Origin of the sequence: Ferrimonas senticii DSM 18821 (genome assembly GCF_000422665.1) — a bacterium.
In the GTDB taxonomy this organism is placed as follows: domain Bacteria; phylum Pseudomonadota; class Gammaproteobacteria; order Enterobacterales; family Shewanellaceae; genus Ferrimonas; species Ferrimonas senticii.
The window spans coordinates 1-26,287 of record NZ_AUGM01000008.1; the positions used below are offsets into that span (position 1 = coordinate 1).

At 54.9% G+C, this 26,287-nt stretch carries 17 protein-coding genes and 1 pseudogene; 10 read left to right on the top strand and 8 right to left on the bottom strand.

Annotated elements, in window-relative coordinates:
* The coding region (locus G506_RS19115; RefSeq protein WP_169628081.1) for a retention module-containing protein at positions 1–4,379 on the bottom strand (4,379 nt) is incomplete at its 3' end.
* A 206-nt stretch (positions 4,380–4,585) separates the two neighbouring features.
* On the opposite strand from G506_RS19115, the gene dauA reads away from it, so the two are divergent.
* Complete coding sequence (gene dauA, locus G506_RS0107015; RefSeq protein ID WP_028116241.1) at positions 4,586–6,331, top strand: C4-dicarboxylic acid transporter DauA; 1,746 nt, start codon at positions 4,586–4,588, stop codon at positions 6,329–6,331.
* A 65-nt stretch (positions 6,332–6,396) separates the two neighbouring features.
* On the opposite strand, the gene rlmD is transcribed toward dauA, so the two are convergent.
* Positions 6,397–7,740 carry a 23S rRNA (uracil(1939)-C(5))-methyltransferase RlmD gene (rlmD, locus tag G506_RS0107020; protein ID WP_028116242.1) on the bottom strand — a complete coding sequence of 448 codons (1,344 nt, stop codon included), beginning with the start codon at positions 7,738–7,740 and terminating at the stop codon, positions 6,397–6,399.
* 190 nt (positions 7,741–7,930) lie between these two features.
* Positions 7,931–10,093: a catalase/peroxidase HPI gene (katG, locus tag G506_RS0107025; RefSeq protein ID WP_028116243.1), complete on the bottom strand. Its 2,163-nt coding sequence runs from the start codon at positions 10,091–10,093 to the stop codon at positions 7,931–7,933.
* A gap of 183 nt (positions 10,094–10,276) precedes the next feature.
* On the opposite strand from katG, the gene G506_RS0107030 reads away from it, so the two are divergent.
* Positions 10,277–11,452: a sugar transporter gene (locus G506_RS0107030; RefSeq protein ID WP_051201970.1), complete on the top strand. Its 1,176-nt coding sequence runs from the start codon at positions 10,277–10,279 to the stop codon at positions 11,450–11,452.
* Positions 11,453–11,513: 61 nt separating this feature from the next.
* On the opposite strand, the gene G506_RS0107035 is transcribed toward G506_RS0107030, so the two are convergent.
* Together G506_RS0107035 and soxR are read right to left on the bottom strand one after the other, a co-directional pair.
* Positions 11,514–11,984 carry a LabA-like NYN domain-containing protein gene (locus G506_RS0107035; RefSeq protein ID WP_028116245.1) on the bottom strand — a complete coding sequence of 157 codons (471 nt, stop codon included), beginning with the start codon at positions 11,982–11,984 and terminating at the stop codon, positions 11,514–11,516.
* Positions 11,985–12,019: 35 nt separating this feature from the next.
* Positions 12,020–12,487 (bottom strand): redox-sensitive transcriptional activator SoxR, encoded by a 468-nt coding sequence (gene soxR, locus G506_RS0107040; RefSeq protein WP_084631232.1) that lies wholly within the window; start codon positions 12,485–12,487, stop codon positions 12,020–12,022.
* A 104-nt stretch (positions 12,488–12,591) separates the two neighbouring features.
* Between soxR and G506_RS19120 the strand changes: the two genes are divergently transcribed.
* The 3 genes from G506_RS19120 to G506_RS0107055 all read left to right on the top strand — a co-directional run bounded on the left by G506_RS19120 (position 12,592) and on the right by G506_RS0107055 (position 15,415).
* Positions 12,592–13,251, top strand: a complete 660-nt coding sequence (locus tag G506_RS19120; protein ID WP_051201971.1) for an FMN-dependent NADH-azoreductase — start codon at positions 12,592–12,594, stop codon at positions 13,249–13,251.
* A 2-nt stretch (positions 13,252–13,253) separates the two neighbouring features.
* On the top strand, positions 13,254–14,030 hold the full coding sequence (locus G506_RS0107050; protein ID WP_028116247.1) for an arylamine N-acetyltransferase family protein: 777 nt from the start codon (positions 13,254–13,256) through the stop codon (positions 14,028–14,030).
* A gap of 425 nt (positions 14,031–14,455) precedes the next feature.
* Positions 14,456–15,415 carry a hypothetical protein gene (locus tag G506_RS0107055; RefSeq protein WP_028116248.1) on the top strand — a complete coding sequence of 320 codons (960 nt, stop codon included), beginning with the start codon at positions 14,456–14,458 and terminating at the stop codon, positions 15,413–15,415.
* Between the two features lie 111 nt (positions 15,416–15,526).
* Here the strand turns inward: G506_RS0107055 and purL are convergent, their stop codons facing one another.
* Positions 15,527–19,444 carry a phosphoribosylformylglycinamidine synthase gene (gene purL / locus G506_RS0107060; RefSeq protein WP_028116249.1) on the bottom strand — a complete coding sequence of 1,306 codons (3,918 nt, stop codon included), beginning with the start codon at positions 19,442–19,444 and terminating at the stop codon, positions 15,527–15,529.
* 295 nt (positions 19,445–19,739) lie between these two features.
* On the opposite strand from purL, the gene mltF reads away from it, so the two are divergent.
* The 3 genes and pseudogenes from mltF to G506_RS21305 form a co-directional block, all read left to right on the top strand.
* Entirely contained in the window at positions 19,740–21,281 is a 1,542-nt protein-coding gene (gene mltF, locus G506_RS19125; RefSeq protein WP_156904826.1) for a membrane-bound lytic murein transglycosylase MltF, read from the top strand.
* 610 nt (positions 21,282–21,891) lie between these two features.
* Positions 21,892–22,056 (top strand): hypothetical protein, encoded by a 165-nt coding sequence (locus tag G506_RS20895; protein WP_156904827.1) that lies wholly within the window; start codon positions 21,892–21,894, stop codon positions 22,054–22,056.
* A gap of 638 nt (positions 22,057–22,694) precedes the next feature.
* Positions 22,695–23,021, top strand: a pseudogene (locus G506_RS21305) (RDD family protein); the annotation flags it as partial.
* Between the two features lie 13 nt (positions 23,022–23,034).
* Here the strand turns inward: G506_RS21305 and tadA are convergent.
* Positions 23,035–23,556, bottom strand: coding sequence for a tRNA adenosine(34) deaminase TadA (gene tadA / locus G506_RS0107080; RefSeq protein ID WP_035387130.1), 522 nt, complete (start codon positions 23,554–23,556; stop codon positions 23,035–23,037).
* 165 nt (positions 23,557–23,721) lie between these two features.
* Between tadA and G506_RS19130 the strand changes: the two genes are divergently transcribed.
* Both G506_RS19130 and G506_RS0107090 read left to right on the top strand, forming a co-directional pair.
* A complete protein-coding gene (locus tag G506_RS19130) occupies positions 23,722–24,633 on the top strand; it encodes a diguanylate cyclase domain-containing protein (RefSeq protein WP_051201972.1) in 912 nt (303 codons plus the stop codon).
* Between the two features lie 148 nt (positions 24,634–24,781).
* Positions 24,782–25,057 carry a hypothetical protein gene (locus G506_RS0107090; RefSeq protein ID WP_028116252.1) on the top strand — a complete coding sequence of 92 codons (276 nt, stop codon included), beginning with the start codon at positions 24,782–24,784 and terminating at the stop codon, positions 25,055–25,057.
* A 145-nt stretch (positions 25,058–25,202) separates the two neighbouring features.
* Here G506_RS0107090 and G506_RS0107095 read toward each other — a convergent pair whose 3' ends face one another.
* Positions 25,203–26,270 (bottom strand): saccharopine dehydrogenase, encoded by a 1,068-nt coding sequence (locus G506_RS0107095; protein WP_028116253.1) that lies wholly within the window; start codon positions 26,268–26,270, stop codon positions 25,203–25,205.
* Positions 26,271–26,287: the final 17 nt, after the last annotated feature.

Below are 26,287 nucleotides of genomic sequence, written 5' to 3' on the forward strand. Positions count from 1 at the left end.
ATGTAGCCGTCAAACTCTCCACCCAATACCTGCGGTTGTTGCGCCAGCTGCACGCCGTTTACCGTTACAACGGCACCACCATCGATCGCGCCATCGGCGCCTAATTGGGTATTATCCAGCAAGTTACCACTGACCTGACTGCCGCCTTCAGTTTCTGTGAGGCTGTTGCTGACATCGCCCGCTTGCGGCTCGGCATCGGTAACGGTAACGGCGATCTGCCCGTGAACACTATCCCCATCACTGTCATCGATAGTCAAAATCACGGGGAACTGCAGCTGATCCCCCTGATGGTCTAGTGGCGCTACCAACTGCACGTTGACTGCCACACTTACATCATCGCCTTGCTGATCCACCTGATTGATGGTGGCTTTGATCACCTCATTGCCATCGACATCGCGAATAATCAGGGTATTGCCGCTAATGAAAATGTTATCCAGATTCAAATCGGCACCGCCACTGGATAGCTGCAATGGCGCCAACGCTTGTTGAATAGCGGCAATATCGAATGCCACCGTGTCGCTAACCAAGGGATCACTGCCTGGTTCAAACAACACCCGTACAGTAAAACTATCAACGCCATCATCCAAGGTCACCGCAGCGCCATCGGAACTAGGTCCGTCACCATCAATCACGGTGACATCGATGCGAGCTTGAGCACTGTCATTATCTATATCACTGGCGCTGAGATAGAGCGGAAACTCCAATGGTTGATCACCCTGATGATCTAGCGGCGCGACAATTTGCACATTTACAGGCGCGGTAATCTCCCCATCGCTGATACGCAGTGGATTCAGAGTCGCCTTGATTACCTCGTTGCCATTTAGGTCGCGAATAATCATGGTACTGCCGCTTGGAGTCAGATAGATATTATCGAGATCCAAACCGACGCCGACGCTAGTCAATCCGGCGTCTGCCAATGCAGCAGCAATTGCGGCAACATCAAAGGCAACAGAGTCTGGGTCGAGCTGGTCTGAACCTCGGGTAAAGGTAGGAAATACCGTAAAACTGTCTAAGCCATCGGTCAGTTCAACCGCCACCACCTCAGCGGTTGGCGCGGCGCCATCAACGATGGTCAGATTAAGGTTGGCATCAGAGGGATCGCCGTCAAAATCCTCAACGGTAAAGGGCACATCAAAGACGATGTCGGCTTCCGGATCTTGAGCCGTGCCAGCGCCGTGATCGAGGTTGTCATCAGCAACGAAGATGTACTCGCCGGTTGGTTTGACGTACAGAGAGCCGTTATCAACAGCAACCTCGATATAGCCATCAAACGCACCGCCATTGATGGCGGTTTGGGTAGATAGATCCACACCATTAACCACGGTGACACCACCAGCCGCCGCAGCGCCATCAGCACCGAACTGGGTGTTATCCAGCAAGTTGCCCGCAACTTGTGCGCCGCCTTCCGTTTCAATGACTTGATTGCTAACGCCAGCGGCGGTTGGGGTGGTATCGGCGACATTGACCGTCACTTGGCCGCTAACCGGATCGTTATCGCTGTCTTGGCCCTTAATGAAGATTGGCAGGCTGAAGCTAGTGTCGTTGCCTGCACCAAAATGGTCGAGCGGTGCCAGTGGGTTAACGGTAACCGGGAAGCTCAAATCGCCATTGGTTTCGGTTGGCAAGCCGAGTATCACCTCCAGCACCGGGTTATCGTTGCCATCAAGGATGGTCAGAGTGCTACCTAGCAGCGTGAGGTTACTGCCATCAACCGCACCCCCAGCAGAGGTGAGATTGAGCGCCGCAATCGCGTTGCTGATGGCGCCGGTATCAAAGCCAAAGCTGGCGGGATCTAACTGATCCGAGCCACGTTCTACCACTAGATTAACTTGGTCGCTACTGCCATCGTCCGAGACATCCACGCTAACGGTAGCGGCGGTTGGTGCAGCGCCATCAACGATGGTCAGATTGAGGTTGGCATTAGAGGGATCGCCATCAAAGTCTTCAACGGTAAAGGGCACATCAAAGACGATATCGGCTTCCGGATCTTGAGCCGTGCCAGCGCCGTGGTCGAGGTTGTCATCGGCAACAAAAATGTACTCGCCGGTTGGTTTGACATACAGAGTGCCGTTATCAACAGCAACCTCGATGTAGCCGTCAAACGCACCGCCACTGATGGCGGTTTGAGTCGATAGATCCACGCTATTAACCACGGTGACACCACCGGCGGCGGCAGCGCCATCGGCGCCGAACTGGGTGTTATCAAGCAAGTTGCCCGCAACCTGTGCGCCGCCCTCCGCTTCGGTGACTTGATTGCTGACGCCAGCGGCGGTTGGGCTGGTATCGGCGACATTGACCGTCACTTGGCCAGTAACCGGATCGTTATCGCTGTCTTGACCCTTGATGAAGATTGGCAGACTAAGGCTGGCACCGTTGCCTGAACCGAGATGGTCGAGCGGTGCCAATGGGTTAACGGTAACCGGGAATGACAAATCACCGTTGTTGTCCGTCGGGTTGCCTAAGGTAACGCTTAAAACTGGATTGTTGTTGGCATCAAATACGGTCAGAACCCCATTGCTCACCGACAAGTTACTGCCATCGACCGCAACGCCTCCGGAGGTGAGATTCAACGCCGCAATCGCACTGCTGATGGCATCGGTATCAAAACCAAAACTGGCGGGATCTAGCTGATCGGAGCCGCGCTCAATTACTAAGTTAACTTGATCGCTACTGCCATCGTCCGAGACATCCACGCTGACGGTAGCGGCGGTTGGTGCAGCGCCATCAACGATGGTTAGATTAAGATTGGCATCAGAAAGATCACCATCAAAATCCTCGACGGTAAAGGGCACATCAAAGACGATGTCGGCTTCAGGTTCTTGTTGAGTGCCAGCGCCGTGATCGAGGTTGTCATCAGCAACGAAGATGTACTCGCCGGTTGGCTTGACGTACAGAGTGCCGTTATCAACATCGACCTGAATATAACCATCAAACTCTCCACCACTAATGGCGGTTTGAGTAGATAGATCCACACCATTAACCACGGTAACACCACCGGCGGCGGCAGCACCATCGGCACCAAACTGAGTATTATCCAGTAAGTTGCCAGCGACCTGGCTGCCGCCTTCAGTTTCGCTCAAGCTATTGCTGACGTCAGCGGCCAACGGCACGGTATCGGTCACCGTCAACAACAGTTCAGCACTGAAGGGATCGCCATCACTGTCGCTACCAGCGAGGAATATCGGCAGTTGTAACGCGTTATCGACGTGATCCAATGGTGCCAGCGAGGTTGCAGTAACCGTGACAAACAGATCGTTATTGCCGAGCAACGGCGGCTGCAATGTCAATTGCAGCACTGGATTGCCATTAACATCGCTTATCAGCAGCACCGTATCGGTAACGCTTAGGTTATCAAGGTCCAGCGCAACGCCTTGGTTCGTGAGCTGCAATGGCGTTAGCCCCGCCACAATTGCCGCAACATCAAACCCCAGGGTAGAGGCATCAATCGCATCAGAGCCACCAAAGATCCGCAGTTGCGCCTCATCGCTACCACCAGCATCAGTCACCTCCGCGTCAGCGGTGATCCCTTGTGGATCGGCACCGTCATCGATGGTGACAATTACCGTGGTTTCGGCAATGCCGCCAAAGGCATCTTGAAAGGTTAAATTCAACGGAATTTGCGGCAGTGAATCACTGCTGCTGTGGTCCAGCGATGGCAGAGATTGGAAGGCGTAGCTGCCGTCGGGATAAACATAGAACTCACCATATGGCAGCGATACCTGGCGCGCACCGACAAATTCACCGTCGCTCACTAATGGCCACTCCACCAGCGGCCGCCCGGCAATCAACAACAATTGCCCGAACCCTGCCAGCTGCGCCCCGGTATCAACAATCAAATTACCCTGCTCACCTTCACCTTCCAGCAATTGAAACTGGATCGGCAAGATGCCGCCGGTGGCCTGACTCGCTTGACTGGCCAAACCGAATTGATCGTCGACTTCCGGCTCAACGCGGCGGTACTCGGTGTCGTAACCCGCCTGTGCCAAAGTGGCCTTGGCGTGACGCAATAGATCAGCGCCGCTGTTGTGGGCGCTGGACACCAACAGCGCAATGGCTGCCGGAGCTTCGATCACTGCTGTCGGATCTTGCCCGGACAGCAACGCTTGCTGGATCTGCTCGATAGTTAGGTCTTGGCTAGCTAAACCGGCAATATCCAGTGGCTGTTCATCGCCGTTGTCTACGACCTCTAACTGCTGACTCGGGCCTACCAACAACATCTCGCGGCCAGATTGGCGCAGTTCCACTTCACCGTTACTGCTGGTAAGTAAAATATCGCCTTCAGCCAGAACCATTCCTTCGCGTACCGGATGCATCTGCCCGGTGCTGTACTCGACAAAAAACGCCTGGCCGCGCACAGCGGCGACAATTACCTGTTCCATTGCCACTTCCTTGTGGTAGTCCATCTCACTTAAAGCCTAGTTAGCGCTGGCTAAACTGCCCCATCAGCAACTTTGTGGATAACTGTCATCTTGTGCGCACTTAAACAAATCATCCGAGCAACCCAGCGTTAGTGATCTAGGTCACCATCTATTGCTGAACCGAAGCCTAAAATTACCGATCCGTTCTACTGATTGGACATCAACCGGTGCCGCACCGAGCTCACCTATTCTCACTTATTCCTGGCCATGCCATGCTGCAAGGCTGCCGTAATCAGCCGTACAACATGGCGCGCTTTAGTCGCGATCTGTTGGCGGGGGTTTCCGTCGGCATTATTGCCATTCCACTGGCGATGGCATTGGCGATTGCCAGCGGCGTGGCACCGCAATATGGCCTCTACACCGCGATTGTCGGCGGCATCGTTATCGCCCTCTTTGGCGGTTCGCGCTTTAGCATCTCCGGCCCTACCGCCGCCTTTGTGGTGTTGCTGTATCCGATTGCCGAACAGTTCGGGTTAGCCGGTCTGCTGGTGGCAACGGTGATGTCGGGGATCATCTTGGTACTGATGGCGCTGCTTCGACTAGGACGACTGATCCAATACATCCCGGAATCGATCACCTTGGGCTTTACCGCCGGGATCGGGGTGGTGATCGCCACCTTACAGATGAAAGACTTCTTTGGTCTTAACCTCAGCGCGATGCCGGAACATTACTGGGAAAAGATCGCTATTTTAGTCAACGCCGCCCCTAGCGCCCATTGGCCAAGCATCGTGGTCGCCAGCGTTACCTTGGTGGTGATGCTGCTGTGGCCGAAGCTGAAAATTCCGGTACCGGCGCACCTGCCGGCGGTGATCGTCGGCACGCTGATTGGTCTCTATCTCAACCAACAGGGTTGGCAGGTGGATACCATTGGCAGCCGCTTCAGCTACACCCTAAGCGATGGCACCAGCGGCTTTGGGATCCCGCCGGTACTGCCAGAGTTTGTGCTGCCATGGCTGCAAAATGGCGTCGATGGCCAACCATTGGGGCTGAGCTGGGAGATGATCCAAGCACTGCTGCCATCGGCCTTTGCCATCGCCATGCTCGGTGCCATCGAATCGCTGCTGTGTGCGGTGGTGCTGGATGGCATGACCAACACCCGCCACAGCGCCAACAGCGAATTGTTAGGCCAAGGCCTTGGCAACATCGTCGCACCATTTTTTGGCGGCATTCCGGCCACCGCCGCCATTGCACGCTCCGCCGCCAACGTCAAAGCCGGCGCCACCAGCCCAATCTCCGCCATTGTCCACGCCTTAGTGGTGTTGCTGGCATTAGTGGCGCTGACCCAGGTGTTGGCTTACGTGCCAATGGCAGCGATGGCGGCCCTGCTGTTGGTGGTAGCGTGGAACATGAGTGAAGCGCCAAAAGCGCTGCATCTACTCAAAACCGCCCCGCACAGCGACATCTTGGTGTTCTTGGTCTGCTTCTCACTGACAGTAATGTTCGACATGGTGATCGCCATCAGCGTTGGCATCGTGTTGGCGGCGCTGCTGTTTATGAAGCAAGTAGCGGAGATGACCCGTGTTCGCGACGTGAGTGGCTCTAGCCGCTTTGTGCCGATGACGCTGCCGGATGACACCAAAGTGGTGCGGATTGAGGGGCCGCTGTTCTTCGCCGCCGCCGAAAACGTGTTTGGCGAGATCAGCCAGCTAACCAACGATTGCCGCCGCTTGATCCTGCAGATGGATGCGGTTCACCTGCTTGACGCCGGTGGCTTAGCCGCGATGGATAAGTTGATTAGGCGCTCGCAAGCCAATGGCACCGAGCTGATGATCTGCGAACTGCAATTCCAGCCGCTGAAGACCTTAGCTCGCGCCAAAGTGCAGCCGATTGAGGGCGTACTGACCTTCTACCCCAGCTTGGATGAGGCCTTGGCTGAGCTAAATCACGAGCTAAGTGGAAAGCTAAGCGATTAACAGCTAACAGCGCATAAAAAAGCGGGCTTGGAATTATCCAAGCCCGCTTTTTTGTTGGCTTACCCTTAACCCTGCCAGCGCAGCTGCGCTACCGCTTCAACGTGCAGGGTATGCGGGAACATATCTACCGGTTGCAGCTGCTCTAGGCTAAAGCCGTTGGCGGTCAGCCACGCCAGATCGCGAGCCAAGGTCTTGGGGTTGCAAGAGACATACACCAAGGTCTTTGGCGCCATCGCGGTCAGGGTTTGCAGCAACGCTTGGTCACAGCCTTTGCGCGGCGGATCGACCACCACCACATCGGCGCTCACGCCCTGCTGGTACAGCTCCGGCACCAACACTTCGGCACGGCCAACGTGGAATTCAGTGTTGCTTAAGCCGTTGGCCTTGGCATTCTCCTCGGCATCGGCAATCGCTTCTGGGATCAGCTCGATGCCGATCACCTTGCTGGCGTGACGCGCCAAAAACAGCGAGATGGTGCCGATGCCGCAGTACAGATCGTACACGGTTTCGTTGCCGGTCAGCTCGGCCAGCTGCAGCGCCTGCTTGTATAGCACCTCGGTTTGGCTTGGGTTGACCTGATAGAACGACAGCGGCGAGATAATGAAATCAAGGCCATCGAGGGTATCGCGGATCACGCCATTGCCGGTCAGCACCCGGTTATCCAACCCCATCACCCGGTTGCCACGTTCGCCATGAACGTTATGGACGATGGTGGTCAGGTTCAGATCCGCCAGCTGCGCCAGCAATTCAGCCTGCGCTGGCAGCACCTCGGTGCGGGTCACCAGCACCAACATCACTTCACCGGTGGCAAAGCCTTTGCGGGTGACTACGTGGCGCAGATCGCCGCTATGGTTGTGTTCATCATAAGCGCGCACATCGTGCTGCTGCAGCCATTGACGCAACCGCGCTAACAGCTCGATGTGCAGCGGATCTTGCACCGCACAGTCATCGCAGGCCACCAACTGGTGCGAGTGCTTACGGTAGAAACCGATCTCGGCGCCGCCGTCAATCTGACGAACCGCAAACTGGGCTTTATTACGCCAAGCGAACGGTTCAGCCATCCCCAGCACCGGCTTCACTTCACAGTTCAAGCCAAAGCGCTGCATTTCGCGCTGCACCAGCTGTTGCTTATGCGCCAGCTGACCTTGGTAAGACAGGGTGCGCACCTGACAGCCGCCACAGGCTTGATGGGCACAGAAGTCGTCAACCCGCTCTGCGGCTGGGGTGCCGATTTGGCCGATTAGGCCGTGCAGGTAGTTAGGCTTGATTTGGGTCAGCTTCACTTCCACCTCATCGCCCGGCAGTGCGCCCTCAACAAACAGGGGACGGCCCAACAGAGTACCTACTCCGTCGCCTTTGTCGGTGAGATCGGTGATCTCTACCCAGTGCTTTGAGCCAAGCTTGGTCATAACTACCTCAATGTGTACTGCTACCCCAATCACTTGGGGTAAGCCTAATCGATGCCAAAAAGCGGCGCGGGATTATAGCGCCGCCACCTGCCCTTACAAACAAAAACAGCGCGACCCGCAAATGCACCTAAGCGAGATGTTAAAAAGCCCCCAAGATTGGGGGCTTGCTGCAGATTAAGCCGTTGCCAATTTAAAGGTCGAAGCGATCGGCGTTCATCACTTTGACCCAAGCGCGGACAAAATCGCTGACGAACTTATGGCGATTGTCATCTTGGGCGTAATGTTCGGCGTAGCTGCGCAATATCGAGTTAGAGCCAAACACCAGATCGACCCGATTGGCGGTCCATTTCAGTTGGTCAGTGGCGCGATCAAGCAACTGGTAACTGCCATCCGCTTGCGGCTGCCAGCGCAGGTTCATGTCGGTTAAGGTGACAAAGAAATCTGGGGTGAGCTGGCCGACATTGGCGGTAAACACCCCGTGATTGCTGTCACCGTAGTTGGTGCCCAGCACCCGCATACCGCCAAGCAGCACCGTCATCTCCGGCGCGGTAAGTCCCATCAGTTGCGCCCTATCCAGCAGCAACTCCTCGGCGGTCACCACGTAATCGTCTTTAATCCAGTTGCGAAAACCGTCGTGCAGCGGCTCTAGCACCGCAAAGGATTCGACATCGGTCTGCGCTTCGCTGGCATCGCCGCGGCCCGCGCTGAACGGCACCGAGATGGTCACCCCAGCGGCGGCGGCGGCTTGCTCAATCCCAACATTACCGCCAAGCACAATCACATCGGCAATGCTGGCACCATGCTGATTGGCGATATCGGTTAACAGCGGCAGCACTTTGGCCAGTCGCTGCGGCTCATTGCCCTGCCATTGGTTTTGTGGTGCCAAGCGGATGCGAGCGCCATTGGCGCCGCCGCGCTTATCGCTGCCGCGATAGGTGCGGGCGCTGTCCCACGCGGTACACACCAGCTCGCTGATGGTTAAGCCCGATTGCTGCAGCGCTGCCTTAACCGCATCGACATCGTAATTGCGGTTGCCTTGCGGCACCGGATCTTGCCACAGCAGATCTTCGCTCGGCACATCGGGGCCAAAGTAACGGCTTTTCGGCCCCAAATCACGGTGGGTCAGCTTGAACCAAGCGCGGGCAAAGGTATCAGCAAAGTAGTCAGGATCGGCGGCAAAGCGTTCGATGTAGTGGCGATAGCTGGGATCGAACTTCATCGCCATATCGGCGTCGGTCATCACCGGCATTCGGCGCTGGCTAGGATCTTCGGCATCCAGCGGCTTGTCAGTTTCGGTGATCCCCACCGGCTGCCATTGCCAAGCTCCGGCGGGGCTTTTGGTGATGGTCCATTCGTGATCGAGCAACATCGACAGATAGCCGTTATCCCACTTGGTCGGCTCGGACGTCCACGCCCCTTCCACGCCACTGGTGATGGCGTCGGCACCAATGCCACGGGCGGTTTTATTGAGCCAGCCAAAGCCTTGATCCTCAATGGCGCCGCCTTCCGGCTCTGGCCCCAAATTGGCGGCATCGCCGTTACCATGACATTTCCCCAGAGTATGCCCGCCGGCGGTCAAGGCGGCGGTTTCCTCATCGTTCATCGCCATCCGCGCAAAGGTCACCCGAATGTCAGCGGCGGTTTTCAGTGGATCCGGCTCGCCATCGACCCCCTCTGGGTTAACGTAAATTAGCCCCATCATCACCGCTGCCAATGGATTGGCCAGATCCCGCTGGCCGCTGTAACGGCTGCCCTCGCTGCCACTGGGCGCCAGCCACTCTTTCTCCGCGCCCCAATAGATGTCTTTTTCCGGATGCCAAATATCCTCACGGCCAAAGGCAAAGCCAAAGGTTTTCAGTCCCGCTTGTTCGTAAGCGATGGTGCCGGCGTAGGCCAACAGATCCGCCCAGCTCAAGCTGTTACCGTACTTTTTCTTAATCGGCCACAGCAGCCGCCGCGCTTTATCCAGGTTGCCGTTATCTGGCCATGAATTCAGCGGCGCAAAGCGTTGGTTGCCGGTACTGGCGCCGCCACGGCCATCGGCAATACGGTAGGTGCCCGCCGCATGCCACGTCATCCGTACCATCAAGCCGACGTAACTGCCCCAATCCGCGGGCCACCACGATTGGCTGTCGGTCATCAATTGATGCAAGTCTTGCTTTAACGCCGCCACATCCAAATTGGCCAGCGCTTGGCGGTAGTTAAAGTCGCTGGCCATCGGATCGGTCTTGCCATCGTGCTGATGCAAGATGTCCAAATTTAAACTGGTTGGCCACCAATCGGTGACCGACTTGCCGCTTTCGGTTTGGCCGCCGTGCATTACTGGGCAGCGTCCTGTCGGTTGATTGCTCATCTGCGTCCTCGCTTTATTGTCCACTCATCCCAAACAGCTTAGTAGTCAGGCACACAGGCAACGCGGATAAGCACCGATAGCGTTAACCGAATTATTCAACCGCAGCCTCCAATTAACCCTCGCCGCCGCCGGAAATTCGGCGTAGTATTCGCCGCTTTTTTTTCAATTTCAGGGGTAGCTGTAATGCTGTCGAGAATGGTGGCTTGGGCGCCGGTATTACTGCTGGCGCTGACCGCATTTTTGTTTGTCTCCACCGAATTTGTGCCGGTGGGGCTATTGGCTGGCCTTGGCAGCAGCTTTGGCATGACCGCAGTCGAGATGGGGCCGCTGCTGACCGTCTACGCCGCCATTGTCGCACTGGCGTCACTGCCGGTGGTGCTGCTGTTCGCCAAGTTCGAACGCAAAAAACTGCTGATGGGGCTGATGCTGGTGTTCGTGCTTAGCCACTTAATCTGTGCATGGGCGCCAAGCTACCCGTGGCTGATGACCGGCCGCATCGGCATTGCCCTAGCGCACGCCTTGTTCTGGTCAATCGCCCCGGCACTGGCGATGCGTCTGGCACCAGAGGGGCAAGGCGCGAAGGCACTCAGCCTGTTTGCCACCGGCTGTGTTCTGGCGTTGGTGCTAGGGGTGCCGCTGGGACGCGTGCTCGGCTACTGGATGGGTTGGCGCTTGATCTTTGCCAGCTTTGCGGTACTGACGCTGATTGCGATGGCCATTCTATGGCGCGGTCTGCCTGCCCTACCCGCCGAACGCGGCGGCGATTGGCGTAGTCTGCCCGCCCTAGTGCGTAACCGCGCGCTGCTGTGGCTGTACGGTCTCACCGTGTTAGTGGTCACCGCCCACTACAGCGTGTTTACTTACTTAGAACCACTGCTGCAGGAACACTTTGGCTATCAGCCGAACGTCACCACCATGATGATGCTGTTGTACGGCGGCTCCGGCTTTATCGGCAGCGCCCTGTTTGGCCGCTACCACGGCCAAGCGCCGCGTAACCTGCTAACCATCGCCATTGTTCTGCTTGGTGCCTGTTTGGCGGTACTGGCATTGGTGGCACAGCAGCTGTGGTTACTGCTGCCGCTGTGCGTGCTGTGGGGCGTTGGCATGATGTTGGTGGCGCTATCACTGCAAGCCAAAGCGCTGAAACTGGCACCGGATGCCACCGATGTGGCGATGGCGATCTTCTCTGGCCTGTTTAACGTCGGCATCGGCGGTGGCGCGCTGCTGGGCAGCATCGTCGCCAGCCAGTTTGGGGTAGTTCACAACGGTACGTGGGCGACCTTGCTGGTGGCGGTGGCGCTATTGCCGCTGTGGTTATTGGTGCGCGCCCGCCGCGCCGCCGAACCGCTGGCGCAATAACTCCCTAAACGCACAGAGCCAGTCATCACGACTGGCTCTGTTGTTTCTACACTTTGGATTTCTACAGCAACAGCGGCTCTTCAATTGCATGAAACTGCGAGGCGGCTTTGGCCAGCGATTGGGCAGTCCAGTTGGGTACACCGTAAACTTCAAAACCAGTGCCTTTGCGGCCAACGTGATCCGCCAACAACGCAAAGTCGCCATCGCCGGAAACCAACACCACAGTATCGACCTGCGCCTGCGCTTCCATCACATCGATGGTGATCCCCACATCCCAGTCGCCTTTGGCCGAGCCATCTTGGCGCTGAATAAACGGCTTTAACTTCACCTCAAAACCGATGGCGCGCAGGATGTTTTGAAACTCCTGCTGCTTCTTATCACCACGGTCGATGGCGTAGGCCACCGCTTGCACCACTTCTCGCCCGGCGGTGACTTGGCGCCAAAAGGCGTTGTAATCAAAGCGGCGTTGATAAGCATCACGGGTGGTGTAGTAGACGTTTTGCACATCAACAAACAGGGCGATTTTTTCCAATGGGTTCTCTCTTGTTATGGTGTTCAATGCCTGCGTTAATCCAGCAGATAACGGGGGCCTGCGCCCGCTCCGGCGGCACTGTCATCGGGGTTCATCAACTGGCAGCGTTTCAGTGACAAACAGCCGCACCCGATGCAGCCGCCGAGATTATCACGCAATCGTTGCATCTGTTCGATGCGCTGTTGCAGATCATCGTGCCATAACTGGCTCAGCCGCTGCCAATCCTCCTGCGTCGGGGTGCGCTGTTTCGGCAAGGTCGCCAGCGCCGCGGCGATCTGTTCCAAACTCAGGCCAAGGCTCTGCGCCACCTTAATCACCGAAATCCGCCGCACCATCGAACTGTGATAACGACGCTGGTTACCGCTGGTGCGAGTACTAAAGATCAAGCCACGCTGTTCATAAAAGCGCAGGGCCGAGGTGGCGATATCGCAGCGCTGCGCCACTTCACTGATGGTCATCAGCGCGCCGTCATTGGGCAAAGTCGATGAAGATTGATTGGGCATCACAGCAACCGTTTAAGGGAGAATAATTTTGTCGGCAAAGTAGCTTGACTTAAAGTTAACTTCAACTTTTATCCTGCCGCCAATTCCACAATTGTTATCTCTCTATGCATCACGTTCTTAGCTTACAAAGCAGCATTCGCGGCAGCGAATCCCACAGCCGTCAGATCAGCGCCCGCCTTATCGCCCAACTGCAATCGCAGCAGCCAATCCGTCACCTCGAACGAGATCTGGCGCTAGCGCCACTGCCGCACTTCTCCATTGATACCTATCGCGGTTTCCACGGCGAACAAGACCCGGCCGCCAGCGCCGCCGCTGCGCTGTCGGATCAGTTGATTGACGAACTGCTTGGGATCGACACCCTGATCATCGCCGCGCCGGTGTACAACTTCAGCTTCCCGACCACCTTAAAAGCGTGGTTTGATCATATCGCCCGCAGCGGCCGCACCTTCAGCTACCGCGAGGCGTTCACCAGCCCGCTGGCCGATCTGCAGGTATATGTGGTGCTTACCTACGGCGGCGGCAACGTCGATCACATCGAAAGTCAGTTACGCCAGCAGTTTGCAATGCTGGGCGTTAGTAAAATCGAGGTTATTCACGGCGCGATGCTGGATCGCAGCGACAATCAGCAAGCGCGACAGCAGCTAGAGCAGCAGTTACAACAGCTTTCACTCGCGCCTCAATCTGCGATGTCGCTGGCCGCCAGCCAAGCGGCTGCACCTGTAGCAGCACAAGCACCCGTCGCAACGCCTATGGAGCAACACTAAAAATGGATTTGAATGCCTTGTTCGACCGCCTTGGCGGCATCGAACTCGACCAAGCGCCGCTGGCGTTAGTCAGCCAACTGCAACAACGTTTTGTCGAACACATCGCCTTTGAAAATCTCGATATTCACCGTGGCGTGGCGCTGCAATTCGATTCGGAACATCTGTTTAATAAACTGGTGCGCCAAGGTCGTGGCGGCGTCTGCTTTGAAAACAACAGCTTGATGTACGATCTGCTGACCGAACTAGGATTTCAAGTTGAGTTTTTGGCGGCCAAGATGTGCAGCGATAGCTCACCGCATTACAGCCACATGGCGCTGCGGGTACAGATTGATGGCGATAGCTATCTGGTGGATGTTGGTAATGGCCTCGATTTTGGCAAGCCGCTGCGTTTTGCCACTAAGCAAGCGCCGTTTAATGCCAGCACCGACATTAGCCAAGCGGAAGGCCAGCAATACCGGTTGATGCGCCACGATGGCCGCCATCTTGGCCTGTACTTCCGCAGCGCCGATGGCGACTGGCAACCGCGCTATCTGGTATTACCCGAAGCGGTTAGCCGCGACAGCTTTGCTGTTGCCAGCCACTACATTCAAACCTCGCCGGAATCGCATTTCACTCAAAGCAAAGTGGTTACTCGACTTAGCCCGCAAGGGCGAGTCACTCTAACCCACAACCAAGAGGGTTATCGCTACCGCGCCGCCGGTGTCGACGACTTTACCGAGATCAGCGAAGCCGAATTCGAGCAGCAGCTAAGGCAGCAGTTTGGAATTCAATTCGGCTAATCCGTTCTGTTCTGCAATCGCGCTAGCACACCAACAACGACGCCTCGGGCTAGTAGTCCGAGGTTCGCTTTTATTTCGGGTCTTGCCAACACACTTAACTAGCAAGTTGTCAATGTATGACCAAAACGAGAGGACTTTATTAATGATCAAATATGGATATGAAATTAAAATTATTAATTGAAAATATGAATGAACACAACAAATCAATTAAAAGTGACTTCTAATAACAAGCAACTCCATTCCACCATTGGCTTTTGTATTTACTTTTATATTCTTGAATCCCGTGATGGTGTTTCTCATACGTTAACATTAAGTTAAATGTAGACTCACTGATAACCATACCGAAGCACCATTTTACTAAAAATCTCTTGATTTTCATTTAGTAAAGCACACATAGTGCATGGACAAATACAAAAGGTGATTCCATGCAACCAACTCTTTCTACTAAACTTCAGTTGCACTATTACTTGCAAGACGATTTGCACAAAATGGATGCACTAGCTCGAAATACTTGTGAGGCAGAGTTACTAGCGATCATTCAAGAAGTAGCCTGCATTTTAAATGCTCATATCGTTATCGATTCAGAGGCTTGGAAAGAAGGTGGTCTTCGAGATATCTGGACTTTAACTAATGCAAATGCTGGGATACTATCAGTTATCATTGGTGTTGTTAGCCTTATAATTTCAAATGTTCCAGCAACTGATCCAGAACTTGCTCAACTTCAAAAAGAAGATTTGAAGTTGAGCATACTAGAACGCAAGGCGCGTTTAGCTAAGCTAGACAAAGAAATTAAATCAAAAAACATCACTAAAGAAACCGTTAATAATATTGTTGAGATAGTTGACAACAATCATAAAATAGTAACTCGAAAGTCAAATTTTTATAAGAAGTTAAATAATACTCATAGAGTTACTAAAATTGGCGTCAATGGTTTAGATGTCGAAGGAAAAGATGCTTTTGATGAGGTTATTGTAGACCGGAAAGAATTTGAAAGATTTATTCTTCATTCAAACTCCTTGCCTATGATTATTGAAAATGAAGCTGTTATTGAAATCATTTCTCCAGTGTTGAGGACAGGCAAGCACAAATGGAAAGGGATTTATAACGGTGAAAGCATTAATTTCTCGATGAAGGATAATGACTTCAAAAATGATGTATTGACAAAAAAATTTAGCTTTACGCACGGAGCCGCCATCAAATGTGTACTGCACATTCATCGTAAACTCGATGAAGTTGGAGAGGTGGTCATTACAGGGTATTCCGTAGATACGGTGATCGAAAATGGTCATGAGGGTACTTTCCTTGAAACGACACAAGGAAAAAATCACCGCCATCTAAAATCACTGATAGATAGTCAACAAGATATGTTCTCAGATTACGAATAAGACTCTAACTATCAAAATAAAAAATAACTCATTACAGGTAGAAATTTTCACGCACAAAAAACCCAGCATAAGCTGGGTTTTTCATTATTTCTCAGGGTTAACCGCTAGCCCTTAGCCAAGCTCCACGCGGGCGTTGCGGAACATCCGCATCCATGGCGAGTCTTCGCCCCACTCGGCTGGGTGCCACGAGTTGGTCACGGTGCGGAACACCCGCTCTGGGTGCGGCATCATGATGGTGGCGCGGCCATCGCGGGAGGTTAGCCCAGTGATACCCGCTGGCGAACCGTTCGGGTTGGCAGGGTAGCTGGTGGCGATCTGCCCGTGGTTGTTGAGATAGCGCAGTGCCACGGTGCCGGAGGTGTCAGTCGCTAAGAACGCTTCAGAAGAAGCGAACTCGGCGCGGCCTTCACCGTGGGATACCGCAATTGGCATTACCGAGCCTGCCATCCCCGCAAAGAACTTGGACGGGTTGTCCTGCACTTCCACCAGTGAGAAACGGGCTTCAAAGCGCTCGGAGCGGTTGCGAACAAAGTGCGGCCACAGATCGGTACCTGGGATGATCTCTTTCAAGTTGGACAACATCTGACAGCCGTTACAGACGCCCAATGACAGGGTATCGGCACGTTCAAAGAAGCCTTGGAACTGCTCGCGGGCACGGTCGTTAAACAGAATCGACTTGGCCCAGCCTTCGCCTGCGCCCAATACGTCACCGTAAGAGAAACCGCCACAGGCCACCAACGCTTGGAACTGTTCTAGCGTCAAACGACCTTCAAGGATGTCACTCATATGGACGTCGATGGCATCAAAGCCAGCGCGGTCAAACGCCGCCGCCATCTCGACGTGGGAGTTAACCCCCTGCTCGCGCAGGATGGCGATCTTCGGTGCTGCACCTTTGTTGATACTTACGCTACGAACTAGTGGCGCGGCAATGTCGTCGCTTGGGTTAAAGCTGAGCTTGGCAGACAGCCCCGGATCGTTGGCGTTGTGCTTGGCGTCGAACTCCTCTTTGGCGCACTCTGGGTTATCCCGCAGCGCTTGCATCTGGTAGGTGGTTTCGCCCCAGATGGTGCGCAGTTCGGTGCGCGATTCACGCAGCAGTTCAAGCTCGCCTTGGCGGATCAGGATCTGATCGCCCTTAGCAACGGTGCCGATGGCGTGAATGCCGGTATCCAGACCATGAACGATGGCGGCGGAGATCACCGCTTCGAAGTCAGCCTTGCGGATTTGAATGACCGCACCCAGCTCTTCGTTAAACAGCAGCGCCAATGGATCGTGGCCCAAGCCTTCAAGGTCAACGTCGATGCCGATGTTGCCGGCAAACGCCATCTCCGCCAGCGTCACCAGCAGACCGCCATCGCCTTTGTCGTGGTAGGCCAGCAGTTGGTTGTTGGCTACCAGTTGCTGCATCAGCAGCCAGAAGCCTTTTAAGCGTGCGGCGTCATCGACATCTGGGGCCTGGTTGCCCAACTGGTTGTACACCTGCGCCAGTGCCGAGCCGCCCAGACGCTGCTTGCCTGCGGCGATATCGAGGTACAGCAGCATGGTGTCGTCGGCTTGGCTTAGCTGTGGGGTGACGTTGCTGCGCACGTCTTCCACGCGGCCAAAGGCGGTGATCACCAGGCTCAGCGGGGCGGTCACGCACTTCTCTTCGCCGTCATCGTTCCACGCGGTTTTCATCGACATTGAGTCTTTGCCCACTGGAATGGTCAGCCCCAGCGCCGGACACAACTCTTCACCGACCGCTTTTACCGCTTCGTACAAACCGGCGTCTTCGCCCGGGTGACCGGCGGCGGCCATCCAGTTGGCAGACAGCTTAACGTGCTCCAGCGAGCCGATTTGCGCGCCGGCCATGTTGGTCAGCGATTCACCGACCGCCATCCGCGCTGAAGCACCGTGGTTGATCAGCGCGATTGGGGTACGCTCGCCCATCGCCATCGCTTCACCGTGGTAGCTATCTAAAGTGGCGGTGGTCAAGGCGCAGTTGGCCACTGGCACCTGCCACGGACCGACCATCTGATCCCGCGCCACCATGCCGGTGACTGAGCGATCACCGATGGTGATCAGGAAGGTTTTTTCGGCTACCGCAGGCAGACGCAGCACCCGACGTACCGCATCGGCCACGGTTACCCCAGCCAAATCCAGCGGCTTGGCCGAGGATTGGGCAGTTTCAACATCGCGCTGCATCTTCGGCGCTTTGCCCAGCAGCACCTCCATCGGCATATCGATGGGGTTGTTGCCAAAGTGGTTGTCTTCCAGAGTCAGGTGACGCTGTTCGGTGGCTTCACCGATCACCGCAAACGGCGCGCGCTCACGCTGACAAATGGCTTCAAAGGTGGCCAGGTTTTCTGGCGCCACCGCCATTACGTAGCGTTCTTGCGATTCGTTACACCACAGCTCTAGTGGGCTCATGCCCGGTTCGTCATTGAGGACGTCGCGCAGCTGGAATTTGCCGCCACGCCCGCCGTCGTCCACCAGCTCTGGCATGGCGTTCGACAAACCGCCAGCGCCGACATCGTGGATAAAGGCGATAGGGTTAGCGTCACCCAGTTGCCAGCAGCGATCGATCACCTCTTGGCAGCGACGCTCAATCTCTGGGTTGTCACGCTGTACCGAGGCAAAATCCAAGTCTTCCGCTTGCTCACCGGAAGCGATAGAGGACGCCGCACCGCCACCGAGGCCGATGTTCATCGCTGGGCCGCCCAATACGATCAGTTTGGCACCGACTGGGATCTCGCCTTTTTGGACGTGTTCTTCACGGATGTTGCCGTAGCCGCCCGCCAGCATGATCGGCTTGTGGTAACCACGCACTTCACGGCCGTTAAAGCTGTCGACTTGTTGCTCGAAGGTACGGAAGTAGCCGGTCAGCGCCGGACGACCAAATTCGTTGTTAAAGGCGGCGCCGCCCAGTGGCCCTTCGGTCATGATATCCAGCGCCGAAACGATGCGGTTTGGCTTGCCGTAGGCTTTGATGGAATCGTGCTGTTCCCACGGCTGTTCAAAGCCCGGGATCTTGAGGTTGGATACGGTAAAGCCGGTTAAGCCCGCTTTGGGCTTAGAGCCTCGGCCGGTGGCGCCTTCATCGCGAATTTCACCGCCAGAGCCGGTAGCTGCGCCCGGGTAGGGTGAAATTGCGGTTGGGTGGTTGTGGGTTTCCACCTTCATCAAGATGTGCACCGGCTCTTGGTGGTAGCGGTAGCTGCCATCGGTGTCGGCAAAGAAGCGACCGGCGTTGGAACCGACCATCACCGCGGCGTTGTCTTTGTAAGCTGACAACACGTGCTCTGGGTTTTGTTCGAAGGTGTTTTTGATCATCTTGAACAGCGACTTTGGCTGCTCTACGCCGTCGATGGTCCAATCGGCGTTAAAGATCTTGTGACGACAGTGCTCAGAGTTAGCCTGCGCGAACATGTACAGTTCGATGTCGTTGGGGTTGCGACCCAGCTTGCTGAAGTTCTCGACCAAGTAGTCGATCTCATCGTCCGCCAGCGCTAAACCCAGCTTGATGTTGGCTTGCACCAATTCTTCGCGGCCGCCAGCAAGGATATCAACGCTGGTAAAAGGCTTTGGCTCGGATTGCTCAAACAGTACCGAGGCAGACTCGAAGCTTGGCAGCACCGCTTCCACCATGCGGTCGTGGATTAAGCTAAGCAGCTGCTTTTGCTGGGCGTCGGTCAGTTCGTCGGTCAGCTCGACATACCACGCCAAGCCGCGTTCTAGCCGTTTGACTTGGCTAAGGCCACAGTTGCGGGCGATGTCGGTGGCTTTGGAAGCCCACGGCGAAATGGTGCCGGGACGCGGAACCACCAGCAGCAGTTTGCCGGCGGGCTCGTGCTCTTCCAGTTTCGGACCGTAGGTTAGGATCTTGGCAAGTTGTTCTGATTGGGTATCAGACAGCGGCGCTGACAGATGGGCGAAGTGATAGTGTTCGGCGTACAGCTGGGATACTGGCAGATCGCTTTGCTTGCATGCATTCAACAGTTTGGTTAGTCGAAATGCCGATAACGCAGGAGCACCACGGAGGATCTCAATCACGTCAATTACCTTTTTGTAGTTATGTGTTGTACCACTCTGCTTAATGGCATGGTCACTACGGCGTGGGTAATCATCGATGTGCTGCGGGGCTCAAACCCCTAGGCGAAGGCGTTAAACGCCTATCAAAGACGACTTGGGCGACGCACTAGCAGGACCAATAAATTAATGCGATTGGTATCAGGTAGGGTTGAGGTGGCGCTATTATAGGCCAAAGCCCCAGCCATAACAGCCTGACTCAAAAGGCATAAAAGGATCTAAGCGGAACGTGTACCGAACAGTTTATCGACCCCTCTTGACGACACTGCTGCTGTTGTTTACCACCCTGTTAAGCAGCGGTTGCAGCAACCAATCAGAACAAACCACCACGGTTCGCCCTGCAAAGCCTACCGTGGTGCGCTTTGGCACCCTGATTGGCCCAGCCACCTACGAGATGCGTGAGCTAGGACCGGTGGGGATCGATTACGAGCTGGCACTGCAATTTAGCGAGTACAGTGGGCTGCCGATGCGGATCACCCCGTTCGATTCACTGGAAACATTGTTTAGCGCTTTTCAGCAAGGCGAGCTCGATATCATGGCTGCCGGACTGACCCGAACCGAACTGCGGGAGCAGCGTTGGACCTTCAGTCCGCCGCTGTATCAAGTCACCGCGCAGTTGGTCTATCGCCAAGGGCGTCGGCCACCGAAGACCTGGCAGCAACTGGAAGGCACCCTGCAAGTGGTAGCCGGTTCCAGCCATCAAGAGTTACTGCAACAAAAGCAGCAGCAACTGCCCAGCCTAAGCTGGCAAACGGTCGAACAAGACAGCCAGCAACTGCTAAAACTGGTAGCCGACGGGGTGCTGGATTACACCATTGCCGATTCCACCGAACTGGCCCTGTCACAGCGCTATTTCCCCAGTTTGCGCGGCGGCCTAGAACTGACCACACCAGAATCGATCGGCTGGGTTATCAACAACAAACTAAATCCGTGGCTGACCAGCATTATGCTCGATTTTTGGAGCGACGAATTACAAGGAGAGCGGCTAGCACGGCTAGAAGCGAAATACTTCGGCCATGTGCAGCGGTTTGATTACGTCGATACCTTGGCGTTTATTCGCAAGGTCGAGAACACCCTGCCCAAGTATGAAGCGCTGTTTAAACGCCACGCCAACCAATTTGATTGGCGCCAGTTGGCGGCGCTGTCTTACCAAGAATCCCACTGGAATCCGAAAGCCAAATCGCCAACTGGGGTGCGCGGACTGATGATGCTGACCCTGCCGACCGCCAAGCGGATGAAAGTCAGTAATCGATTAGATCCCGAGCAAAGCATCCGAGGTGGCAGCGCCTATCTGCAGCAGATGATGGATCGCCTGCCGCCTAACATTCCCAACGACGAGCGCTTCTGGTTTGCGCTGGCAGCGTACAACATCGGCCTTGGCCATTTGGAAGACGCGCGGGTGATCACCCAGCGAATGGGCTTTGATCCCAACAACTGGCACGATGTTGCCGAACATCTGCCGCTGCTGCGTAAGAAGCAGCACTATCAACGCACCCGTTACGGCTATGCCCGAGGCGACGAAGCAGCGCACTATGTGGAAAATATTCGCCGCTACTACGACACCTTGCTGTGGCTGGACAGCCAATCCACTATTCCCGAGCCTGAACCGGAGCGAACACCGCCGCCAACAACCACAGAGGCGAGCACCGACGCCGAACCGGAGTTAACTGAACCGGACGCTGGCGAAGCCAACGGCGATGTTGATGCAGAAACCCCAGTCGAGCCCAACACCGAGCAACAGCAGTCCTCAAGTCAACCGGATGCGCTAATGCAACTAAAATCGGTGCTGAAGCTCTAGGGCGTGTTGACGTTTGGTGTTCAGAATTTGGTCGAGGATAGCGGCTGTCAATCGAGGATTACGATTGAAGACATAGTGGCTCTACGTCGAAATCGTATGACGAAGAGTGACAGCTGCTAGTCCGACCCTACAAGGCGCCCCTCAGTGATCTCTGAACAGCAAAATTAACCGACCAAAAACAATTTGCTGTCAAAAGCAACTAACAATGGGCGCAAAAATATACAGCAAAGGTCAACACGCCCTAACCTCTTAGAGGTAGCGGCCAACATCACGGTTGCGACAATTAATCGACACCATCGACAGATCGCGTTAAAAACCACCAACCCTTGCGGCATTTGCGATACGACCCCATTGACCTACATGGTGATTCGATACAAAGTGGCATTCTGTTTGCAATGTTTGCAACGTCTGCTGATTTGTTAAGTCTGCGTGAACCGGTGGCGCTTATCGCCACGTATAACACGTTGATTTAACTATGGTCATGCAAGTGTCACACGGCGGTCGGCCAAGCGTCATCTGGACGTTTTAGTTTGCCCCGTGCAACACCAGTTACAGCCGACAAGGTCGTCGGTTGCGTAGTTAAGAAAGGAAAGTAAAAAGGAGGTTCGCCATGAATCGCACTCGTCGTAGACGGTTGGCAACCACCAGTTTGTGTGAACGACGCCGGATTGCGCGCAAGCGCAGCCAGATCCGCGTAGTACAACGCACCAAACTGTTTGGCACCATCTATCAGGATATTACTCCTGAGGTCGTCAGCAGCGCCCACTGCAACTAAATCGGGCAATCCCATCGAGCGCCATGCTTTTCGTTGAGGTTCACTGAACCCGACCTCACGAAAACCGGCGCTCTAATTATTTCTGGCATTCGCCACTGTTCATTTCAACGCTCTACGTTTGCCATCAACGCCACCGCTTAATAGTACTGACAATGGCAAATAGCCCAATCACTTAGCAATGAACTTCCCAGACTAAGTTGGCGCTGAACTGCATCCACTGGCGTGTTATTGTGGGGCAAACGCCGCTGCGAGCCACCACCATGACACCGGACGTCGATCCTCGCTCCATCGTGACCCCATACGCCTTTACGGTGGCCGACACACTGCTGCATCGGCCACTGGCTTCGCCAATGCGACGGGCGCTGGCGCTGTTTATCGATCTACTGCTGGTGCTGCTGTTGGCCGAGTTAAGCCTTAGTGTGTTGCTGACCACCATCGTGCTGGTGGCGCTGTTTCGCTGGCACGGCTGGCAAGTGGGCCGCGCCATTACCACCAGTGTGTTTGCGGCGATGGGATTATGGCTGGCGGGGGCGGTGGTGATTGAGTTACTGCCAGAATCGTGGGCGCACGAGCTGCGCTATACCAGAATCAATGACGCCACTGATTTAGGCAGCAACCGCACCAACATCGCCAGCGACTCGCCATTAGGCTTGGGGCTATCTTGGGCGGCGCTCTATTTTTCGCTGTTTACTGCCCGCTTTAAGGGACAAACGTTAGGTAAGCGGATTATGCGGATCCAGGTGCGGCGGCTCGATAATCAACCACTAAGCCTATGGGAAGCGTTCAGTCGCTACGGCGGCTATGGCGCCGGGATCGCCACCGGCATGTTAGGGTTTATTCAGATATTTTGGGATCCCAACCGCCAAGGGATCCACGATAAGATAGCCTCGACGGTGGTAATTGATCTGCGCAGTAATGCCCGCGCCAACGCCCGCCGCGAACGCCGCAAGCTAATCAGTGGCTAATAGCCAGTAACGATTAATCGCCGTTTTGTTCGGCGGCTTTGCGGGCTTGTTTCAGCGCTTTTTGTTCTTGGCGACGACGCCGGAAGAACGCACTAAGTTGTTCACCACACTCCTCGGCTAACACCCCAGCAACTACCTCTGGCCAATGGTTTAAGCGTGCGTCGTCGAGCAAATTCATGACTGAACCGGCGGCTCCAGTTTTCAGATCACTGGCGCCAAACACTACAGTACCGACTCGCGCATGCACGATCGCCCCGGCGCACATTGGGCACGGTTCTAAGGTGATGTACAAGGTGGTATCCAGCAACCGGTAATTATCCAGCTTTGCTCCAGCTTGGCGCAGCACTTGGATCTCGGCATGGGCGGTCGGATCGTTATCGGTAATACAGCGGTTGTAACCCTCTGCCACCACTTCACCATCTTTGACCAACACCGCACCACAGGGCACTTCTCCCAAGGCTTCGGCTTTCGCTGCCAAATTGATGGCGTAGCTCATCCAATATTGATGTGATGATTGCGCAGTTGCTTGTGTCACGAATGCTCTCCCAATTTGTGGCTGGCAATTTTAAACCATCCAGCAATGGCGATTCACCACACAAATAGTGTTAAGTGCATCAAAATTCAATCAATCATCACTGCCATCGACATCACTACAGGGTCAAAATGTCGATTTAATCCGCATCTCACGGAACGAGTGTCAGTGAACTTCCCCTATCCGTTTTTCCGCGCCGCCTGCGATGCGCTGCCAAATCAAGTAGCGATCATCGATGAACAGGGCACCATTTTATTTGTTAACCAAGCGTGGTTGCTGTTTTCTCAACAGCATGGCTTGGTGCACGACTGGGTAGGTTTTAGTTATTGGCAGTTGTGCAATGACGAACCCAATGACGTCTTTGGTATCAAACAGGTGTTAAGCGGCAAACAGGCCAGCTACAGTGCCGAAATGTGCTTTACCGCCGAACAGCAAGCCCACTGGTTTTTACTGACCGCCACCCCATTTGACTGGCAAGGACAACGGTTAACCACCATCAGTCGCTGCGATATTTCGGCGCAGAAACTGGTTGAACGGCAAATTGGCGAACTTACCCTAAGCGATTCGTTGACCTCGCTGGCCAATCGCCACCACTTTAATTTGTTCTTTGAACGGGAATGGCGCCGCGCTTGTCGTGAACAACAGCCATTATCGCTGCTGCTGATCGATGTCGATCGCTTCAAGCACTACAACGACCGCTATGGCCATCAAAAAGGCGACGAGTGTCTGAGATTAATTGCAGAGCTGCTGCGTCAATTTGCTAAGCGCCCTAGCGATCTGATCTGCCGCTACGGCGGCGAAGAGTTTGTGATTGTGTTGGGCAATACCCCCAGCGAGGCCGCCAAACAGATGGCCGAGCGCCTGTTAAGTGCCATGCGCAAACTGGGGATCCCGCACGCCGACAACGATCTGGCGCCAGTGGTGACCATCAGCATCGGCGTTTCGAGCCAAATTCCACAACCCAAGGTAGAGCGTGAACAGTTGCTCGATGCGGTCGATAAAGCGCTCTATGAAGCCAAAAAGCTGGGGCGTGATGGCTATCGCTATCTGCAATTTGAACCTACCGCAATGGCCGAGTAACCAGCGCCAACGCAGGGTTATCACCTACAACATCAACGGCTGCCTATCTGATCGGGTTCAGTAGTGCAGCCCTATTGGCTATACGTCGGTATCAGCCGATTTTTCAGCGTGATAGGCTGTAGTTACCGCCCTTTAACTAGTACCGCGCATGTCTACTGATCCCGAGCAACTGCTTAAACGCCATCAACAGTTAACCCACAGCGACAACCAAAAAGTGAGTTCTCACACCCAGCGCGAATCTGGCGATTGGTGGCTAAATACGTTGATGCTGGAAGGGCAAACCGTACCGTTTAAATACAAACGCAAACAACAATACCAGAGCCTGAAAGGCGCCCGCGTAAACCTGACCTACTACCCAGATGTCGAAGTGGTCGCCGGCTTTGAGGTCGAAATCATGAAAGTGGTGCGGCTAAAGCGCAGTTAACTTGCCAACACTGCTGCATGGCGTTGGCATGCGTCATCTATCACCGAATAGGTCTGCACAGCGTCCGCTACCGCTGAGTGAACAATAAAAAAAGGCGAAGTGCGTAAATCACTTCGCCTAGCAACGTTGCGGTAATTATCCGGCCTCAATCAAAGTAACGCACCAAGGCATTTTGGTAAAAGGTTGCCGCTCGCTGCCACACTTCAGCTCCCTCGCCACTGCGGGCAAGTTCCAGCAGATGCGGCAATAACAACCCAGCAAACTCTTCGCTGCTCTCTTTCGGCAACACCGTTGGCAGGTGATCGACTGCTTGAATGTAAACGCCATCCACATTCGATGGCACAATTGGCTGTGGCAAGGTGGTGATGGAATCGTAGATCCGAATTGGATTGTCGGGATTATTCGGATCGCAGCTAACATCACTGATGATGCTCAAGCGGCGCGGTTCAGCAAGACTTTGGGCAGTCACAAACGGCGCAGTCCCCGGTGCCAAGTAAGCACAGTTGATCATGATGTCAAAATCATTGATTGCGGCAAACGGACCGCCCGCTTGGGTTTCCGCTAGATCCCATTGCACGGCGGTAATGCCCAGCTCCTCGCACAGTTCGACGGCGCCGCGACCGCAACGGCCTTTAGCGCCAATCACCAGTACTTTCGGTAATGCTGTGCCGCAAGCTTGTAACGCTCGAAGCTGCTGCAAGTACTGCACCTTGTTGGGGTAGCTGCACTGCGCTGGGAAAAGTTCATCGCTATTGGCGTGATGATAGTAACCGGCAATGGCAACCGCCGCCCCAACGTAACCGGCCCAATAGCCAAAGGCACACAGTCGACGGTCTTGGTCATCTCGCAAAAACTCCAAATCAAAAATCTGGCCACCGCCACGATGAAAACGCCCTAGCACTTGCGCCGATTCATCCTGCCCTTTAAACACATGCGCAAAATAGATGTGGCGATGTACCAAGGCATGGTCTGCTACCGGTAACTCTTTCAAGCCAAGTACGTAGGCGTGATTGGGCGCCTCCTGCCAACTGCCTGGCCTCACCAACTGACACCCGACCGCCGCAAACTCTTGATCGGTAAAGATCCGCTCTTCGCTGCGCTCCACCACCACGTCGGCACCAGTGGCCAACAGCGTTGCTGCGCCCGCCGGGGTCAACGGGCTACGACGTTCGCCGGATTTCACTTCGGCACGCAGCCAAAACAGAGGATTCATAATCTGGTTCCTTATCT